Origin of the sequence: Legionella cardiaca (genome assembly GCF_029026145.1) — a bacterium.
In the GTDB taxonomy this organism is placed as follows: Bacteria; Pseudomonadota; Gammaproteobacteria; order Legionellales; family Legionellaceae; genus Tatlockia; species Tatlockia cardiaca.
This window is the reverse complement of the sequence record NZ_CP119078.1, coordinates 15,512-35,068: the sequence shown is the minus strand read 5'-3', so window position 1 is coordinate 35,068 and position 19,557 is coordinate 15,512. Positions and strand designations below refer to the sequence as shown.

Below are 19,557 nucleotides of genomic sequence, written 5' to 3'. Positions count from 1 at the left end.
TCTATTAAGAACCCGTATCATTCCGACGAGCTCATCGACAAAGCCTGTTCTACATCTACTGCAACCACACGAGAAACACCAGGTTCACGCATAGTTACTCCAATTAAATGATCTGCCAATTCCATAGTTACTTTGTTATGAGTGATAAACAGGAATTGTACGAATTGTGACATCTCTTTTACTAAAGTACAAAATCGACCAACATTCACATCATCAAGTGGCGCATCTACTTCATCCAACATACAAAATGGTGATGGATTTAATTGAAAAATAGCAAACACCAAGGCCACAGCCGTCATCGCCTTTTCCCCACCAGAAAGTAAATGAATTGTACTATTTCGCTTACCCGGAGGCTGAGCCATCACTAAAATACCAGCTTCTAGCAGATTATCGCAAGTTAACTCTAACATTGCACGACCCCCACCAAAAAGACGGGGGAAAAGTGATTGGAACGCTGTATTAACTTCGTCGAAGGTATTTTTTAAGCGTTGTTGTGTTTCTTTGTCCATCTTTTCAATGGCTGCATCAAGCGTTGCAAGGGCCTCACTAAGATCGTGATATTGCTCATCTAAATGCTGTTTACGCTGCAATTCTGTATCGTATTCCTCAATAGCTGCTAAATTAATTGCACCCAAGCGTTTAATTTTTTCAACGATTTCAGCCAAGGCTTGTTCATGGGCTTCTTGAGAAACATCCGTGGGGATATTGGCTAATAAATCCTTCAACTGCACATCAAGTTCTGTCAATGACTCAATAATTCCACTTGCACGAACAGCTAGCGCTTGTTCCTGCATTTGTTCTTGTTGCATTTTTTCCTGAACAAGCTGTGCATTTTTTTCTTCTGTCCGAACAAGTGCTTCAAAAGATTCTAATTGTCTTGTTAAGCTATTGAGATTTTCTCTGAATAGGCTTAATTGTTCTTCTAACTCCCTATGCTGCAGAATTTTTTCTTGCAAATTATTATGTAAACCCGCTTCGGGGGTTTCAAGAGCCAATAAGCGAGCAGCAAGCGTTTCCATACGGTCATCCAGAGTTTCAAGACGTAATTTTTCACGTTTGACATTCTCCGTTAGCTGCTGAATTTTTATCTTTTCTCGATCATAGAGTAACTGACTCTGATGTAAAGCTGCTCGGACATCGTCCACCGCTTGACGATGAGACAGTAAGGTATTGTCCCATTGTGTTTTTTGAACAACAAATTCATGTTGTTCCTCTTCATGTTGTTTAGTTGCTTTGGTCGCTATCAACAAGGCCTGTTCTGCATTATGTTGATCCGTTGCCAATTCTTCCAACGCTAATGAAAGTTCTTCATGTTCACCAACTAAAAGATTTTCTCTTATCTCAGCTTGCTGTAAGGCATGCGTTTTCGTATTAACATCTAGTTCACAAGTTTTATAATTATCACGAGTTACCGATAAATGCTGCTTTGCAATGTCCAAACTTAAGCTATGCTCTTGAAGCCGTTGATGTAATTGATCACGCGCTATTTTTAAACTAGCTAATTGTTCTTCAGCAGTAGAAAGCTCTTTATTAAGAATTACTAATTCTTCCTGACGCAATAATAATCCTGTTTGTTCTTGGGCGGATGCCTTGGCAATTTTAATCCATTGTTTTGATAACCAATAGCCATCAGGAGTAATGATTGATTCCAAGTCACTTAAATTTCCCAACCAGGCAAGTGCTTCATCTAAATTATTGGCCGCATAAATATTATCTAGAGAGGGCAACCAATTGGGTTGAAAACCCGTTATTTTATCAACTAAACGTGGGTAGTTGCTCTTTACTGTTTCTTTAATTTGACGTGGGGTAAGGAACAACGCGGTATTAGCAGGTATTGTACTGATATTTGCCAGGAGTTCATCCAACGAATCCAAAACAATGGCTTGCAAGCCATCATTGAGTACAAGTTCACAAGCATATTGCCACTCTTTATCTACGGTCAATTTTTCAACGAGGCGAGGTTTATTTTCCCACAATTCAAGAGAAGTTAATGTTTTTGTGCGCCCCAAAGCAGTCTGTTGTGCTGCAAATACACCAGCCTGCTTGGTAGTTAAATGATAAACGTTGTCTTGTGCTTCAAGAACCTTCTTCTCCGTTGCGGCTAACTGTTCCCGGCATGCTGAGGTTTCGGTTGCAATTTGCTGGTAGCCAATCTCTTGTTCCTCTATTTGCATCGCCAATAATTTTAATGTTTCTTTTTGCGTGACAAGCGTTTCCTTGAGAGAATCAATTTCAATGAGTCGTTGTTCCTCGGCAATTTTTTCAAGCCTTGTTAATACGTGTTGGCGTTGTTGAGCAATATGCTGTAATCGCAACTGTTCGACTTCGACCACGCGTATGGCTTTATTGGACTCAATTTGCATTGACTGTGCCTTGCTGTTCCAGTCCGCTTGTTGTTTCTGTATGTCCTGCAATAACCGTTCTTTATCACAAAATTCCGTCTGTAAAGATTGCCAATTCTTATTTAATGTTTCTAAGGATTGCTCACTATTTTGCAATAGCTCAGTATCTTGTTGTATTTGATTCGTTGCCGTTTGCCAATCTATTTGGATTTGTTGTTGATCGGCCTGCAGACGCTGCTTTTCACGTTTGTTTTGGCCAATTGCCTCTTCTAAACGAGCAATTTCTGTAGCCAATTGATAAAAATTCGTTTGTACCTGTTGAAAAACCTCATTGTCCTCATGAAGTTTTTCACGAAATAATGTACTTTGCTTAAACGCTTCGGCTGCATTTGCCTGATGGCTTTCATATTCCGCCAGAAATTGCTTGATTGCCGCCTGTCTTGTAATTTGTTCTTCCGTTAGTCCGCGCCATTTCAATGCTAAAATTTCGGCTTTGTACAATCGCTCTTCAGCCTTCAGAACCTTATAACGCTCAGCCGCTTTGGCTTGGCGCTCGAGTCGCTGTAACTGTTTGTCTAATTCATCGCGGATATCAGCAACGCGTGCCAAATTTTCGCGGGTATGATTAATACGTACCAACGTTTCACGACGTCGCTCTTTATATTTTGAAACACCTGCCGCTTCTTCAAGATAAGCTCTTAATTCCTCGGGGCGAGCTTCTACAATTCTTGAAATAGTTCCCTGGCCAATAATGGAATAACCACGAGCACCTGCTCCTGTTCCTAAAAATATATCGGTGATATCACGGCGACGGCAACGACTACCATTTAAATAGTAGTAGGATTCACCATCGCGAGTAACGACACGTTTTACTGAAATTTCCTGGTAGCTGCCATATTGGCCTGTTAAGCGTCCAAGGCTATTGTCGAAAACAAGCTCTACGGAAGCCTGCCCTACAGCTTTACGATTTGTTGAACCATTAAAAATGACATCAGTCATTGACTCGCCGCGCAGATTTTTTGCAGAGCTTTCGCCCATTACCCAGCGTACAGCATCAATAACATTGGATTTTCCACAACCATTAGGTCCAACAACTGCAACCAATTGACTTGGAAAAGGCACGACAGTGAGATCCACGAAGGATTTAAACCCTGCTAATTTTAACTCTTTAAGCTGCATTCGACACGCAAGAAAAATAAATTGGCAGAATTGTAACCTACAAATAGTCTACAGGAGAAGAAGCTGCTGCTTTCTAGTTAAAATTCAAAAAGAATGGTTCCCCAAGTATAACCGGCGCCAAAAGCACACAACAGTATTAAATCGCCACGCTGGATTTTTCCTTCCAGGTAAGCTTCGCGGAAAGCTAAAGGAATAGAAGCGGCTGATGTATTTCCATGTTTATCTAAGGAAATGATAAATTTTTCCATGGGCACATTTAAGGTTGTCGCTATCGTTTGCAAAATACGAATATTAGCCTGATGGGGAATAAAATGTTGAATATCGCTAACCGTCAGCTGCGCACATTTTAAAGCTTGTTGGATTTCATGAGTAAATCGAGCAACCGCATTCTTAAAAACGTGTTTGCCGTTCATTTTAATAAAAGGTTGATGTTCTTCCTGTTTTCCTTTAGCACATCCCCAAGGAATGTATAGCTCATCAATACCCGCACCGTCTCCACCTAAATTACAGTAAAAAATACCTTGACCATTATCTGAACGTTTCAATACAAAAGCGCCAAATCCATCGCCAAATAATATACTTGTTGCTCTGTCATTCTTATCAACAATTTTAGAAAAAACATCACAACCCAGGATTAAAGCATGTTCAATATTTGGATTTGCCCGCATGAGATAATAAGCATTTCCTAGCGCATAAATGAAGCCTGAACACGCAGCCTGCATATCAAAAGCAATACAATGTGGATTGTTGAGCTTCTGCTGCAGCATAGCAGCCGTGCTAGGCATTAACTGATAAGAGGTTGTAGTCGCTACAATAATCAAATCAATCAATTGGGGAGAAATGCCAGCTTCCTCAATGGCTCTCATGGCTGCGTTGTAACTACAATCTAAAAAATCTTCATTCTCTGTAAGAACATGGCGTTGCTTAATGCCTGTCATTTGCGTTATCCAAGCATCGCTTGTATCCAATATTGCTTCGAGATCCTTATTGGTAACAACTTTTTCAGGAAGATAACCACCACATGATAAAATTTGAATATCAGTCATAAGTTAACTCCTTTTTGCATTGCACATGCTAAAAATAGTTTCTGACATTCGACAAGGTTTTTTCTTTGCCGCTTGAACCACCATCCTCTCAACCCAGAATTGCCTCTTCAGAGATGCCATTTCGCTATACTTCCGCTAAAACCAACACCAAAAGAAACTAATAAAATCGTTCCTTTTTCTTTACCTTTGTTAATAGCCTCATCAAGCATAAATCCGATAGAACAGGAGGATAAATTGCCAAAATTATTGATAATCGAGTAGGAATGAGAGACTTTTTCGCTGTCAGATTCTAAATTAAATGCGCGTCTTACACCGTCAATAATTTTCTTGCTGCCCGTGTGAATTAAAAAAAGATCGATATCATTGATATAGTCATCTTGGGAGCAGTTTTTACAGAGTTTTTCTAGCAAGCATTTGCTATAAAATAACCCTCTTGCGGGCACTATTTTGCTTAAATAGTATTGAGGAAATCCATCATAAAATGGCTTATAACTCCCCCCTTCATCCATATGCAATATTTCAGTATCTTTGCAAGAGCAGTTGGTCAGATGAAAACATTCAAACTTGTTCTCATTTTCATTGCTTTGCAATAGTAGGGAAACAGCCCCATCACCAAATAGATAACTATTAATCAAATTGTTTAAATTAAGAGTTTCTTCCTGTCTTTTTTGTTCATTTGCCAATTCTCTTATTTCTTTAAAACCTATACTTTTTCTTTTTAACGTCGGTGCGGACATCGCAGTATGAGTTTCAGCTACTGTAATTAAAGCTTGCTTTCCTAAATTAGTTGCTAGAAAAGATTGCGCTATTTCAATGGCTTTAACCAAGGTAGAACAACCTTGATTTTGCATGTTAATAACACTTACTTCACGAGGAAGAATGGTTGGGTTAATTTTGGCAATGACTTCATACGCCATACATGGCAGTGGACGCATTGCTGTATTAGTAATGGTAATAAAAAGGCCTATGTTCAAAGCCTTGTCTGTTGCATTAATACATCTGTGGATAGAATCCACAGCAAGTTCATTGATATCTTGAATTAATGCTCTTTGCTTTTTCCCTGACAGATACCGAGGGTAATCTTCCACAACGGAGTAACGTTGATGAATGGCCATTGCATCAAACATTGTCCGTACTTCAGGACTAATGTTGCCGTTTGCTTCTTTTATGATTTCACTACTTAGGACAGCTTGTTCAGGTACAACGGAGGCAATACTTACAATATCTATATCATGCATGATGCTAAGACCTGGCCGGTTTTGATAAATATTTGTACAGTTTAGAAGACGAAAATGCAATTTTCAATTTATTTACAATCTAAAATCACCTCTATAGCCTTGAGTTTATTTCATTAATTTCATAATGCATTGAATTAAAAAAGAATTCTTTTTTATAACGGTGATATGGGTAGTTTTACCCATGCAAGCAAAATTCAAGAGATGTTAAAATTTATACATTTTGAATAATTTGTAACGAATTCTATGTACCCTGATTCTGGTTCCTTGGTTATTAACATTAACCTTAATAAAATTCATACCTACCCACCTGAAATAATTGCAGAAGTAAGTTGGATTCTCAAACAATTTTCCACGCCATTGTTACAAAAGGGCAAGCATTATACCGCGCAATCCAATAGATTATTTTCTTTCAGCAATGATGTTGTTCTTTTTCGTTCAAACGGCAAAGGCACCCCTCGCTATGCTATTTTAGAAGACAATATTCGTTTATCTGAAGGTAGCGCTAAAATCTTTTTAATAAAAAAGAAGTTGCTCGCTGATGAAAATGGATTATTGTACCTAAAGCCTGTTTATTATATAGCTAAATATATTGAAGAACCGATGCTAGCTACTGATATAGCAACGGAAGTTCAAAGAGAGTATGTATTTAGTAAGCGGGTTAAACATCTGCATTGCAAGGAGCCAGTGTTAATAAAAGGCAAGAAAGCAGCTACTGCAGCTTTTTTGATAATGCATAATCTGGGCCCCAGCAGCTTGGAAAATTTTTTAAATCAATTACAAGAGTATGATTCTGATTTTCTCATTGACTTAGCAATCGATTTAACACGTGCTTTAAATAAGCAAGTCCACAGACGCAACATTATTCATCGCGATATCAAACCTGCAAATATTACTTATGATTCATCCAGAATTCCTCCTGTAAAAATCTGTGATTTTGGTCTTAGCAAAGAAAATGGAGAAAAAACCGCTAATGAAAATGTTGGAACCGCTAGCTATAAGTCACATGAGCAGCTTAAGGGTAGGTATACAACTAAAAAATCTGATATTGCATCTCTCGGGCTTACAATCGCTGACAGTTGGAATATGTGTTTTGACCCCGAAAGTGACAAGGAATTATACAATATTGATTCATTCTGCGATGCTGTTAATGACTTAACGAACAGTGATAAAGAAACAATAGTCAAAATTATAAACAGTATGATTTGTGAGGATCCCAGGGAACGCCCAGAGTTAAATGACTTAGAAGAACAGCTTGAATCTTTGCTACTAACAAGAAAGCTAAGACGATATGCAGCGCAAAGAGCAGAAAATATTGCTTTGGCAAATTGTCTTGGTTTGGAATTGCGGAAAAAATTAGATGAAATAGAAAGTTGCTCCTGCACGCTTGAAAATACGAAAGAAATAATTGCTCTCCTGGATGAAGTCTCTTTAGAACTTTTCAAAATTCCTGAGAATATCAAGGAGTTTTCAGAGCGACTAAAATGTAATTACCTGCGAAATTGTAAAACAATTTTCGATTTCAACCAAAAAAATTCTGAACTAAAAAAGATTTATTATTTTTATACTGTTCAGGCTAATCAACTAATTACCTTGTCCCAGGATGATTTACTTAAGCAAGATAAGTCATTTAAGAAGGTATTTGAGCATTTCCTTGCAACAGAGAAATACGACGTAACAATTGATGATTTTATACTGTATGCAGATAAATTAAATAAAAAATTAATGCAATTTAAAACATCTTCTCCTTTTGCAGGCAGAAAAATTTTAACTTACGATTCTCTTACTTTAGAACCTGTAGAACATTTTCCTATCGTTTTTAAACAACTCAAAAGAAGTAATCTCTTTACAAAAGACATGTCTTGCAAAAAACAACGGCAAGAAGCCTATTATGAAAACTGCTTTGAGGCACTTACAGAGAGTGAACAAAAGATGGTGACTGAAAATAGTTTCTTCTTTTAAACTTTAATTGTTCCTGGATCCGATGCTAGCAAAAACTGCTTTGGCTTTAGTTATTATCAATGCCTATGAATTTTCTAAATTCATAGGCAGTTTATTGAGAATAAGCAACAAAAGCCAATTATTTTTCCTGCTTATAATTCTTATATTAATTATCTTTCTTAGTTTATAGCTATCTATTATTAACCTTTGCTAAGCTAGTAAGAATTATCGATAAGTTTAATCACTTAGGAGCTCGGATGACCCACGATACAGAACTTAGTGATCTCATGCACTCCGTTGCCATGAAAAGCCTCCAGCTAATAGATGGTATAAAGCATCAACCTGCTCAACTTCCTTCACTTATCAAGCAATTCATGGATTTAACCGTTGATTTTCAGGCCTTATTAACTATTATTTTGAAAAATCCGGAACAAGTTTGGCAAATGCAAATTGCCTATTGGCAGGATGCGATGGGGTTGGTTCAAGATCAATTCAACCATTGGCTTGAAGGAAAAGCCATGCCGATTGATGATAGGCGCTTTAGCGGCGACGAATGGGTAAACAATCCCTTTTTTAATTTATTAAGTCAACACTATTTATTAGCCAGCGAACACTTAAATTCTTTATTTGCACATCTTGATTACGGTGATAAACAACTCGCTAAAAGAGTCCAGTTTTTCACCAGACAATATTTGGATGCTTTATCCCCTGCTAATTTCCTACATACCAACCCTCAATTAATGGCAGAAACAATTCAAAGTCATGGTAAAAATTTGCTGCGTGGCTTACAGAATTTGCTAACCGATTTAGAAACAGGCTCATCACGCTTAATTATTAAAATGACTGATACCGATGCCTTTAAAATAGGAGAAAACATTGCAACAACTCCCGGGAAAGTTATTTATCGCAACGATATGATGGAGCTTATTCAATATACACCACAAACTGACAAGGTAAATACAATTCCTCTTTTAATCGTGCCGCCATGGATTAATAAATACTACATCCTTGATTTAAGTCCTCATAACTCTCTCATCGGCTGGCTTGTGCAACAAGGAATCACTGTTTTTGTTATTTCATGGGTAAACCCTGATGCCAGTTATGCTGAAAAAGGGTTGTATGATTATCTTAATGAAGGACCGTTAACCGCAATACAAACCATTAAAAAACAACTTAAGGTTGAACAGGTTAATATCCTTGGTTTCTGTATTGGCGGCACCTTAAATGCTTGCATGCTTGCTTATTTAAAGGCACTTAAAGAAAACCCCATTCGTAGCGCCACCTTTCTCGCATCAATGATCGATTTTAGTGAGCCGGGTGATATCGCTGTATTCATTGACGAACAACAAATTCTTCGCATAGAAGAAGAAATGCATGCCAAGGGATTTCTTGATGGCCGCTTCATGGCAAGTACTTTTAATTCATTAAGAGCAAATGATCTGGTTTGGTCATTTTTCATTAAAAACTATTTACAAGGTAAAGATCCCGTTCCTTTTGATATTTTATATTGGAATGCCGATGCTACGAACATGCCTGCGAAAATGCACTCGCAATACCTACGTTGGATGTATTTACACAACAATTTGATTAAACCTGGCAAAATTCATCTTAACCAAGTTCCTTTGGATGTTACTAAAATTGATGTACCCACCTTTTTTGTTTCGACACAAAAGGACCATATTGCGCCTTGGCAAACAACTTATCTTGGCTTCCAAATAATGAAAGGAAAGAAACGCTTTTTATTAGGAGGCTCCGGACATATTGCAGGCATTGTTAATCCACCAAGTAGCGAAAAATATGGCTATTATCATAATACGAGCACCAACCAAACGGCAGAAGAATGGTTAGCTGATGCTGTTCATCATCCAGGTTCCTGGTGGCCAGAGTGGTTAAACTGGCTCAAAAAAGAATCTGGCCGCTTAATAAATGCGCCTAATTTCAAATCACTGCCTTTTAAACCACTTCTTGATGCACCGGGGAGCTACGTACATACAACGCATAAAACAGCAAAGGTAAAAAAAAACAACCTCAGTAAAGAACAAGAAACCTTGTTCGCCACAGAGCAAACAGCCGTAGCGTTTAAATAATGCTTATTCAGTGCTTCCTGGGTACCAGAAAGCACTGCCTACACCTAATTGATTTTCAAAATTATTGACTTACGTTCTCGCCACCATTGATCAAAATAAATACAAGCTGGTGCTATAATAAAGCAAAATGATCAAGGGACTGCAATTATGAAACGAAAGGATGAAGCACAAGAAAAAAGAAAGGCAGAAGCCGAGGTTACACCTATTGAGGTTGATGGAGCTCCAGCAGCGGCAGCTGGAGGCGGAGGCGCTGCTGCCCCAAATTTCGGACAAGTTCAAGAGCTCGCCGAAGAAGCAATGCGCTTTCTAATGCTACGCGATGAACAATCCTATCTTACTGCAATATATAATTTAGCACAGGAGTGTGCTAATCAAATCAATAATCATGGGCAACGAGCAAGTGTTGTAGTTAAGAATATTGAAAACAGCATGAATGGTGCTTATGAGTTAAATTTGGCAAGAGTCAATGGCCTGGTGCAATTCTATCAAAGACAAAGGGCAGAGCTTGATAGAAATACCCTATTTGGCATGGCTCAAGATGACAGATTGGTAGCAACGATTGACTCATTACATAAATATCGAAGAACACCTTGTAGCGAAATTATCGAAGCGGTGGTGACCGATACGATGGTTAGAGCTACTAGGGATCATGGGGCTCCTCTTGATATCGATATCATGAGTTACAAACCCTAGATAATTTGAGAGATAGTTAAGCTTAAAAAAGCTATTAACAAAAGTAATAGCTTTTTTAATTCTCGTTTCAATATTACTTAATATCCGCTTTATTTTTGACTTCCTGCACAAGAGATAACATTGTTTTTTCCATAATCTGAAATGATTTTTGCAGATAGTCTAAAGCTTTATGTCCATTTTCAATTGCCAGGTGAATTTGCTTTTCTAATAGCTCCTCAGGCTTTTTAGTATTCGCTAATTCGTCTGGTTTTAAATAATTTAAGCTTTGCATGGTTTTTACATTGAGTTCAGCAAAAGCTTGAAGTGGCTCTTGCATTTTTTTAGTTATCTCACTCCATTTTTCAAAATATGCCTGTGTCATGATACTTCCCCCTTATGTTGCACTGCACAATTATAGATTAGTACTTATACTATAGCGATGTCAAGGAGTTATTCAATTTTTTTTTTGCACTGCAACAAAATGCTTCTCCCTTATATACGACAAAGCACAGAACTTATTTTTTAAAGCAGATCAGCGGTCAAAGAATCCTTGCCACTGCTTAAAAAACTGCTGCATTTGCTGGTCCCAAAAGGTACTCGCTTTTTTGTAGTCATTAACATAAGGATTCGTTTGCAGCAATTTTTCCATATTAGAAAACATCTGCTCCAATACTGCCTTAAAGGATTGACTCATGGGATGATTTGCAAAGGTGATTAATTGGCGCAATATTTCCGGCGATAAAAACTGTGTAGCGCCACTTTCCATTTCTACAAATATCTGCAGTAAAGTTGCATTAGTTATATCTTTTCCTGTGGTTGAATCTTCCACTTTAAATGGCAAGCCTTCAACAACATAACTTTGTAATTCTTCGACAGTAATATATTGACTTTTTTCAGTGTCATATAGTCTGCGATTTTTATATTTCTTAATTAGTCTTGCCATATTTTTCTCAGTAACACATTGTCGTGTCGAAAATTCCTCTCGACACGACAAACACTAATACATATGTAAACCACCATTAACGCTTAAATTTGCCCCAGTGATATAGCGACTTTTCTCATTGACTAAAAACTCCACTACCCAAGCGATTTCCTCTGGCTCAGCCAATCTCTTCGCAGGGATCAAGTCAATAATAGATTGCAAAATATCGGGACGAATTCCCTTCATTAAGCGGGTATTCACGTAACCAGGAGAAATACTATTTACTGTAATATTCTTCGACATAAGCTCTTGAGCCAAGCTTTTAGTAAATCCATAAATTCCAGCCTTTGATGCCGCATAATTCGTTTGCGAAAACTGACCTTTTTGGGCATTGACTGAAGAAATATTAATAATACGACCGCTTTCCTGATTACGCATTTGCTCGGCAACCTGACGAGTCACATTAAACATACTGTCAAGATTTACTCTTAAAACCTCATCCCATTGTTGTTTTGTCATCTTTGTAAACACCGCATCCCGGGTAATACCAGCATTGTTTATTAAGACATCAACACGGCCAAATTCATAAATAAGATCATCAATAACCAACTTGCATTGATCAAAGTTAGAAACATCCATTTGTCGATAAATTACACTGCGATGACTTTCATGTTTTAATTCATCTTGCCATTCAGATGCTTCTTCTTTTGAAATAATATCCAAAGCAACAACATGTCCATATAAGGGCCTCAGTTGCTTTATAATGGCCGTACCAATATCACCCGTACCACCAGTAATTAGTACTACTTTTTCTTTTTGCATTCTTTTCCCTAAAAATCAAATTACATGTATTGTCCGCCATTAATATCCAAATTTGCACCTGTAATAAATCCAGAGCTTTTTGCGGCCAAAAATGCAACGGCGTCAGCTATTTCCTGTGGTGTCCCCAAACGTCCGACTGGAATATTAGCAATAATACTTTTTAATACCTCTTCACGCATTGCTGCTAACATCGGTGTTTCAATATAACCAGGAGAAATAGTATTCACGGTAATACCTTTACAAGCCACTTCCAGTGCTAAACTCTTGGTAAATCCAAAAAGTGCGGCTTTTGATGCTGCATAATTACATTGACCGAATTGCCCTTTTCGACCATTAATTGAAGAAATCGTAATAATACGGCCATAATTTTTTTCAAGCATCGCAGGAAGGATATTACGAGTAATATTAAAAACACTCGTTAAATTTGCATCAATAACCTGTTGCCATTGTTGAGCACTCATTTTTTTAAAACTTGTGTCAACCGTGATGCCAGCATTATTTACCAGCACATCAATATGGCCATATTTTTCTAAAACAAGGGCGGCTAACTTTTCGCAATCTTCAAAACGGGCGATATCGGCATAAACAATATCAATTTCATAACCAGCTGCTCGCTGTTCTGCTTGCCAACGTTTGGCTTCTTCGTGATTTCCATCTTTAAAATAGCAAGCGACTACTTGGTAATCCGCAGCTAGGCGCTGGCTAATAGCTGTACCAATCCCACCTGTTCCCCCAGTTACAACGGCTGTCATTTTTTCCATAAACAACATCTCCATAAAATAATGTGGTCGGTTCTCTACTTCAAAGCAAAAGTGAACGAAAGTCAACAATCTGCTTCAGTCACTATTAGACTTCTTTTTGAAATTAGCAACGAAGCAATAAAGCTGAAAGAAAAAAATCTGAATTTGAAAAAGACATACTAAGTCTTTAGCGCATTTTTCCTTTTGCTAACAGCAATCACTGGGTATTTCGAAAGTAGTCTATTTTAATTCTAGCAGTAAAATATTTTCGCTTTAATGAAGTAGACAAAAAGAAATTGTAATTCGTGCGCCATGAACTTAAAAGAGGGAAAAAAAAAGCGGGGTCAACCCGCTTTTTTAAACTTTTACTGTCCGAGGAACATAACCTTTGATTTGTTGAGCGAACTGGTGCAATACCTCTAAGCCAGACTCTTCAGCTTGCTTACACCATTGTTGTAAAGCCTCAACTAGCTCTTTCTGCGAACTGGCTGTTTTTAGCCAAATATTCTGCAGAGATTGCCGGAAGGTATAAACCATTCGCAGTTGCTCGCGACTTGCTAGCAAAGCCTGTAAGCGAGTCCTGGAGCGAGGGGATAATAAACTGTCTTGTAATCGTAATAATCGACCTGCACGCTGAAAAAGATGCTTTTCAGCTGACGATGTTGAACTGCGTTTTTCATCTTTAAGGATTGGACGAACAACACGTTTATAATACTGCGACATTACTTGGAAACGGTTACTAACTACCGCTTTAACTGTTTCTAAATCGACATGAAGTTTCCCTTCTTCCCTTGCCAGTTTTGGAGGCAATTTTTTAACTTTAGCAAGTTTTAAAAAACACAGGCAACGAATATATAACCAACCAATATCAAACTCCCACCATTTGATGGAGAATTTTGCCGAAGAAGCAAAAGTGTGGTGATTATTATGCAATTCTTCACCACCTATCCAAAATCCCCAGGGAAAAATATTCGTGGCCGCGTCATGGCATTCAAAATTTCGATATCCCCAATAATGTCCGATTCCATTTACCACACCGGCAGCGTGCAGCGGAATCCACATCATTTGGATCGCCCAGATAGTAATACCGGGTAAACCAAAAAGTAAGAGATCCAACAAAAACATCAACAAAATCCCTTTGGAAGAAAAGCGGGAGTAAACATTTCGCTCTATCCAATCTGTAGGTGTGCCATGAGAGTATTTGTCAATCATTTCCTTGTCTTTAGCCGCTTCCTTATACAACTCAGCACCTTGCCAAAAGACTTTTTTTATACCTAAAACGATGGGACTATGAGGATCACCTTCAATATCAGTAGTAGCATGATGTTTACGGTGAATAGCAACCCATTGCGCGGTGACCATTCCCGTTGTTAGCCAGAGCCAGCAACGAAAAAAATGACTAACAATCGGATGTAATGTTAGAGCACGATGTGTTTGGTGACGATGCAAGTAAATGGTAACAGCAGCGATGGTAATTTGTGTAAGAATAATTGTAGCTAACACATATCCCCAAAAAGATAGATTCAGAACCCCATAAATCATATGGCTACTCCACTAAAAATAAAAATTACTGCATCAGTTATTATAAACTCATAGCAGCATTCTCAATATAATACCACAAATTGTACAATTCGCATTGCATCAAAAGAACTTGTAGACGATAATTTTAAAATAGGGCTAGGACAAAATAGCCTAATTTTCTTTAATAGGGACTCTAAATGAACGAGAAATTCGACCGTCTTTTACAGCAACTTATTCCTTTTCTAATTGCAGGCATTGCCATTGCACTAGTAATCGGCTTATTTATAATGTTTTCATATGTGCTGATTTGGGGATTAGTAATCGGTGGTGTGCTTTGGTTAATTTATTTTGTGAAAAATTTGTTATTTCCAGTAAAAAAAGAAGAACCGGCTAAAGGGCGAATTATAGAACATAATGATAAAGACTGATGCCAGAATTACCCGAAGTCGAAACCACAAGATTAGGAATTAGCCCCTACTTGCTTAATAAGACTATAAAAGCTATTGATGTTAGACAGCCTAAATTGCGCTTGTTAGTCCCGCCGTTAAATGAGATTTGCTCTGGACAACAGATATTAGCTATTACGCGACGGGCGAAGTATTTGCTTTTACATTTAACTCAAGGCTATCTTCTTATCCATTTGGGCATGTCAGGGCATTTACGCCTGGTAGAATCAAACCACCCCCCGGACAAACACGACCATATTGATATGCGACTTCACGACGAATATACACTTCGTTACAATGATCCGCGTCGTTTCGGCCTTTGGTTATACTTGGCAGATAATCCCCAGGACCATCCACTTCTATCTCATTTAGGCCCAGAACCTCTTTCTGATGTTTTTAATATAGAGTATCTTTCTCAGCGAGCCTATAAGAAACAGCAACCTATAAAATCGTTCATTATGCGCAATGATATTGTTGTTGGCGTTGGAAATATCTATGCCACAGAAAGCTTGTTTTTAGCAGGAATTCATCCGCAAACAGCAACAGGTCATTTACAAAAAAATCAGCTGATAGAACTTATTAATTATATTAAACAAGTACTCGAACAAGCGATTAGGGCTGGTGGCACAACATTACGGGATTTTTTTACAATTGACGGTAAACCTGGCTATTTTGCTAATAGTCTTCAAGTTTACGGTCGAAAGGGACTTCCTTGTTTTCAGTGTAGTCACCTAATTCAAGCCATAACAATCGGCGGACGAAATTCTGCTTTTTGTCCTCACTGTCAACCGCTGGAATCCTAATTATTAAATCTGGTAAGAAAGATGAACTTTATGCAAGAAAAAAAAATTCTTATTATAGCAAAAATCGTAGGTACTATGCTTTGTGGTGTCATTTTTATGGCCTTAATGGCGTTTAAAAAATTGCCTATCCCAATGACTTCCATACAAATGTCTCTTCAAAGCCTGAGTATTTCTTCTCTGATAATTATACTTGGCAAACGTGCATTTTGGGTTGTTCTGGTCTATTTGACTTTGGCTACCCTAGGACTACCCATATTACCAGAAGGCACTTCGAACCCAACCTGGTTTATTTCACCTGCAGCAGGTTATTATTTTGGTTTTCTATTTTCATCATTTCTTCTACTAAAAATTATTAGCAAACGACCTAAAAACTTCTTTCATGCCTGGCTTTATTTTTCTTTAAATGAAACACTCATTTTATCTTGTGGTTTTCTCACCTTATGCTTTTACTTAGGTCCCCAAAATGCCTGGTTGTTCGGCGTTTGGCCTTACCTGTTTGGTGCTACTCTTAAAATAACTGCCGCCACATGCTTGTATACATTTACTCTAAATTCATCTTTAAAACGGGATGACGGCAACAGGCGAATTAAACAAAACAAAGGAATTGAAACAAATTACTCGTAATCTCCTCGCGGTTAGGCTGGTCACTACTTTATGCTGTGAAACCTCACAAACATGCAGTATCATCTGGCAATTTGTTATCGAATAATTAATTCTATGAAAATAAGCAAACTTCGTACGCAATGGATTATCTTATTGTCAGTACTCTATACTGCAGATGCTTGCCTGCGTTCAATCATAAAACGCTTTACAGGAAAAACTAATCGCGCCTGGGTTGATAAAACTATCCATCAATGGGCTAATCGTTTGCTTAATCTCGTCGGCGTAAAATGCAAAGTAGTAAATCCACATGGTATTGAGCCCAAGCAAGGACAAGCAACTATCATTATGTGCAACCATAGCAGTCTTTATGATATCCCCCTTAGTTTTAAAGCCTTTCCCAATCACTCCATTCGCATGTTGGCAAAAAAAGAATTGTCAAGAATTCCAATTATGGGTAAAGGCATGATGGCTGCAGAGTTTCCCTTCATAGATCGCAAAAATAGACACCAGGCAATTAAAGACTTAGAGGCTGTACGAAAATTATTAGAAAGTGGAATTGTCATGTGGATAGCTCCAGAAGGGACACGTTCCAAAGATGGTAAACTTGCAGCTTTTAAAAAGGGAGCATTTATCACGGCTATTGAAGCAAAAGCCATCATAATTCCCATTGGTATTCGCGGTGCTTATGATATTTTGCCTGCAAGAACGACCCAAATTAATATTAATCAGACCGCTGAGATACACATTGGTGCTCCCATTGACGCTTCACGGTACACTAATGAAAATAAAGAAGAGCTCGTAAAACTTGTACATCAATCAATGCAATTGCTAGTCGAAGAACAAGACTCATTATCTAAATAATGAGAACGATTTAACTTAATAGACAACAACTAATGGGGCCATCCGTAACCTTGCTGGTCTACGCTAATTACTGCAGCTAATCCTATATGTCTCGGGTCAGAGGCAGCTGTGACAATATTTGTTTCTTTGTCCCAAGTAATTGCCTGCATATCACCATAATATTGCTTCAAGGCCATTAATTTATACCCCATTTTCTTTAGCTCCGCTTGCAAACTTGGAGAAAAAGTTTCCGGTTCGAACTGTAGCCAATCGGGCAAATACTGATGGTGAAACCGCATGGCCGATACCATGGATATGGCACCTTGATAATCATTAAAAACGAGTGACGCCAATAAAACCATTGTTGGAATCCGACTGCCTCCGGGTGTGCCAACAATAGCCACACGACCTGGCATCTCAAGAAATGTTGGCGCCATGCTTGAAACCGGTCTTTTTTCGGGAGCAATACTATTTTTTTCACTACCGACAATTCCAAAGACATTTCGTGCTCCGGGTTTGGATGAGAAATCGTCCATTTCGTCATTAAGGATAACACCTGTACCGCCAGCAATAACGCTAGAACCAAAGATAAAATTAACGGTTAATGTTGCGGAAACACGATTGCCTTCTTTATCCATAACCACAATTTGCGTTGTATTTTTATGCTCCTGCGGCATAGTGCCCTGCAAAGCACTACTGGGAGTAGCTTTATCTTTAAAAATTAATGAGCGGAGGTATTTAGCATTTTCTGCAGATAATAATCTTGCTACTGGAACTGTTATAAAATCAGGATCTGCCAATGACTGTTCGCGCTGCCAGAAAGCGAGTCGCATTACTTCCGTCACATAGTGCACCCATTGCGCTTTGGAATAGGTTTGCAAGGGGTAAGCCGATAAAATATTTAGCATGGTAATCAAGGCTATTCCGCCTGCAGAAGGCGGTGGTGCCGTGATAATTAACATATTATGGTACGCGCTCTGCAAAGGCTCACGAATTTTAATCTCGTATTTGGCAAGATCATCTAAAGACCATATTCCACCCGCTTCACGTACTCCCTTTACCAATTGCTCCGCCACTTTTCCGCGATAAAAGCCATCATGTCCTTGTTCAGCCAATAATCTCAATGTGTTTGCTAAGTCGGGTTGTTTTAAACGTTCACCTATTTTATAAGGTTGACCGTTATGCAGTAAAACAGCAGCCGTATCTGGGAAATGACGCAACATTTGCAAACGATCATCCATAGTTGAAAAATAATTAAATTGCTCATCAACGATGAATCCTTCCTCGGCAAGACGAATAGCTGGAGCGAGTGTGCGCGACAAAGGCAAACGACCATAGTGCTTTGCAATATAGACTAAAGCAGCAGGTTCGCCTGGAATAGCTGCAGCAAGGCCTCCATTTAAAGATAATCCGGGCACAGGATTACCGTCGGCACCTAGAAACATATCCCGATGGGCAGCCCGAGGTGCCTTTTCTCGACTATCTATAAAAATATTTTTTTTATCTTTCTCTTGATGTAATAGCCAAAAACCACCGCCGCCTAAGCCAGAATGGTAGGGTGCAACAACAGCTAAGGCAGCACCTATGGCTATAGCAGCATCAAACGCATTTCCACCTGCAGCAAGAATTTCAAGGCCTGCATTTGTTGCCAGGGGATGAGCACTTGCAACAGCATAAGCAGAGGGGGTTGTCGCATAATTTGCTGCATTAGACGTACTTGTCGTTATTGCTAAAACAAGTAAAAACTTAAGCACTTTCATAAGCTTTAACATTAGGTTCTCTTTTGGCGAAATGCCCTCTCAACAGAGGATGGTACGAACTGCGATACATCGCCTCCAAGTTGTGCAATTTCGCGAACTAACGTTGATGAAATAAACAAGACGTGTTCTGAAGGTGTTAGAAATAACGTTTCAATTTCTTTTGAGAGTTTTCGATTCATTCCTGCCAATTGAAATTCATACTCAAAATCATTGACTGCCCGCAAGCCTCGTAAAATAATGCCTGCTTTCTGATCGTGAACAAAATCAATTAATAAACAATCAAAGCCCATTACTGTTACACCTGGTAAATTCCCTAATGCATCTTTAATCAATTCAATACGCGTTTCCAGCGTGAAATAAGGGCGTTTTGCACTATTACTGGCCACAGCAACGACTAGCTCAGGAAATATTTTTGAAGCACGCGTAATAATGTCTACGTGTCCATTAGTAATAGGGTCAAAAGTTCCGGGATAAATTGCTTTATGTTTCATAAGACTACATTTTAATTGCCACCTATGGAGTCTAACGCATTGTGCATAGAAAAACTATGGGGCCAAATAACGCTCTTAAACACTTAATAAGGAAAATTTCTAACTTG

17 protein-coding genes are annotated in these 19,557 nt (G+C 38.4%); 7 read left to right on the top strand and 10 right to left on the bottom strand.

Annotated features, from left to right (window positions below):
- Window positions 1–17: 17 nt before the first annotated feature.
- The 3 genes from smc to PXX05_RS00140 form a co-directional block, all read right to left on the bottom strand.
- Window positions 18–3,521, bottom strand: a complete 3,504-nt coding sequence (gene smc, locus PXX05_RS00150; protein ID WP_275089035.1) for a chromosome segregation protein SMC — start codon at window positions 3,519–3,521, stop codon at window positions 18–20.
- A gap of 77 nt (window positions 3,522–3,598) precedes the next feature.
- Window positions 3,599–4,567 (bottom strand): beta-ketoacyl-ACP synthase III, encoded by a 969-nt coding sequence (locus PXX05_RS00145; protein ID WP_275089034.1) that lies wholly within the window; start codon window positions 4,565–4,567, stop codon window positions 3,599–3,601.
- A 107-nt stretch (window positions 4,568–4,674) separates the two neighbouring features.
- Window positions 4,675–5,805 carry a 3-oxoacyl-[acyl-carrier-protein] synthase III C-terminal domain-containing protein gene (locus tag PXX05_RS00140; RefSeq protein ID WP_275089033.1) on the bottom strand — a complete coding sequence of 377 codons (1,131 nt, stop codon included), beginning with the start codon at window positions 5,803–5,805 and terminating at the stop codon, window positions 4,675–4,677.
- Between the two features lie 243 nt (window positions 5,806–6,048).
- Here PXX05_RS00140 and PXX05_RS00135 point away from each other — a divergent pair, with 243 nt between their 5' ends.
- The 3 genes from PXX05_RS00135 to PXX05_RS00125 all read left to right on the top strand — a co-directional run bounded on the left by PXX05_RS00135 (window position 6,049) and on the right by PXX05_RS00125 (window position 10,523).
- A complete protein-coding gene (locus PXX05_RS00135; protein WP_275089032.1) occupies window positions 6,049–7,764 on the top strand; it encodes a protein kinase domain-containing protein in 1,716 nt (571 codons plus the stop codon).
- Window positions 7,765–8,000: 236 nt separating this feature from the next.
- Window positions 8,001–9,830 carry a PHA/PHB synthase family protein gene (locus PXX05_RS00130; protein WP_275089031.1) on the top strand — a complete coding sequence of 610 codons (1,830 nt, stop codon included), beginning with the start codon at window positions 8,001–8,003 and terminating at the stop codon, window positions 9,828–9,830.
- 147 nt (window positions 9,831–9,977) lie between these two features.
- The gene (locus PXX05_RS00125) at window positions 9,978–10,523 is read left to right on the top strand and encodes a hypothetical protein (RefSeq protein ID WP_275089030.1); all 546 of its coding nucleotides are present in this window, start codon (window positions 9,978–9,980) and stop codon (window positions 10,521–10,523) included.
- A 73-nt stretch (window positions 10,524–10,596) separates the two neighbouring features.
- On the opposite strand, the gene PXX05_RS00120 is transcribed toward PXX05_RS00125, so the two are convergent.
- The 5 genes from PXX05_RS00120 to PXX05_RS00100 form a co-directional block, all read right to left on the bottom strand.
- A complete protein-coding gene (locus tag PXX05_RS00120; RefSeq protein WP_275089029.1) occupies window positions 10,597–10,884 on the bottom strand; it encodes a phasin family protein in 288 nt (95 codons plus the stop codon).
- Window positions 10,885–11,034: 150 nt separating this feature from the next.
- The gene (locus tag PXX05_RS00115) at window positions 11,035–11,445 is read right to left on the bottom strand and encodes a polyhydroxyalkanoate synthesis regulator DNA-binding domain-containing protein (protein WP_275089028.1); all 411 of its coding nucleotides are present in this window, start codon (window positions 11,443–11,445) and stop codon (window positions 11,035–11,037) included.
- Window positions 11,446–11,499: 54 nt separating this feature from the next.
- Window positions 11,500–12,246 carry an acetoacetyl-CoA reductase gene (phbB, locus tag PXX05_RS00110; protein ID WP_275089027.1) on the bottom strand — a complete coding sequence of 249 codons (747 nt, stop codon included), beginning with the start codon at window positions 12,244–12,246 and terminating at the stop codon, window positions 11,500–11,502.
- Between the two features lie 20 nt (window positions 12,247–12,266).
- Complete coding sequence (gene phbB, locus PXX05_RS00105; protein WP_275089026.1) at window positions 12,267–13,007, bottom strand: acetoacetyl-CoA reductase; 741 nt, start codon at window positions 13,005–13,007, stop codon at window positions 12,267–12,269.
- A 336-nt stretch (window positions 13,008–13,343) separates the two neighbouring features.
- Entirely contained in the window at window positions 13,344–14,528 is a 1,185-nt protein-coding gene (locus PXX05_RS00100; RefSeq protein ID WP_275089025.1) for a DesA family fatty acid desaturase, read from the bottom strand.
- Between the two features lie 176 nt (window positions 14,529–14,704).
- On the opposite strand from PXX05_RS00100, the gene PXX05_RS00095 reads away from it, so the two are divergent.
- The 4 genes from PXX05_RS00095 to PXX05_RS00080 all read left to right on the top strand — a co-directional run bounded on the left by PXX05_RS00095 (window position 14,705) and on the right by PXX05_RS00080 (window position 17,220).
- Window positions 14,705–14,935: a hypothetical protein gene (locus PXX05_RS00095; RefSeq protein WP_275089024.1), complete on the top strand. Its 231-nt coding sequence runs from the start codon at window positions 14,705–14,707 to the stop codon at window positions 14,933–14,935.
- Window positions 14,935–15,756, top strand: coding sequence for a bifunctional DNA-formamidopyrimidine glycosylase/DNA-(apurinic or apyrimidinic site) lyase (gene mutM, locus PXX05_RS00090; RefSeq protein ID WP_275089023.1), 822 nt, complete (start codon window positions 14,935–14,937; stop codon window positions 15,754–15,756). Before PXX05_RS00095 ends, mutM begins: the two co-directional genes overlap by 1 nt.
- Before the next feature lie 30 nt (window positions 15,757–15,786).
- Window positions 15,787–16,380 carry a biotin transporter BioY gene (locus PXX05_RS00085; RefSeq protein ID WP_275089022.1) on the top strand — a complete coding sequence of 198 codons (594 nt, stop codon included), beginning with the start codon at window positions 15,787–15,789 and terminating at the stop codon, window positions 16,378–16,380.
- Between the two features lie 93 nt (window positions 16,381–16,473).
- Window positions 16,474–17,220, top strand: coding sequence for a lysophospholipid acyltransferase family protein (locus tag PXX05_RS00080; RefSeq protein WP_275089021.1), 747 nt, complete (start codon window positions 16,474–16,476; stop codon window positions 17,218–17,220).
- Window positions 17,221–17,249: 29 nt separating this feature from the next.
- On the opposite strand, the gene ggt is transcribed toward PXX05_RS00080, so the two are convergent.
- The gene (gene ggt / locus PXX05_RS00075) at window positions 17,250–18,971 is read right to left on the bottom strand and encodes a gamma-glutamyltransferase (RefSeq protein WP_275089020.1); all 1,722 of its coding nucleotides are present in this window, start codon (window positions 18,969–18,971) and stop codon (window positions 17,250–17,252) included.
- Window positions 18,971–19,450: a pantetheine-phosphate adenylyltransferase gene (coaD, locus tag PXX05_RS00070; RefSeq protein ID WP_275089019.1), complete on the bottom strand. Its 480-nt coding sequence runs from the start codon at window positions 19,448–19,450 to the stop codon at window positions 18,971–18,973. Before coaD ends, ggt begins: the two co-directional genes overlap by 1 nt.
- Between the last annotated feature and the right edge of the window lie 107 nt (window positions 19,451–19,557).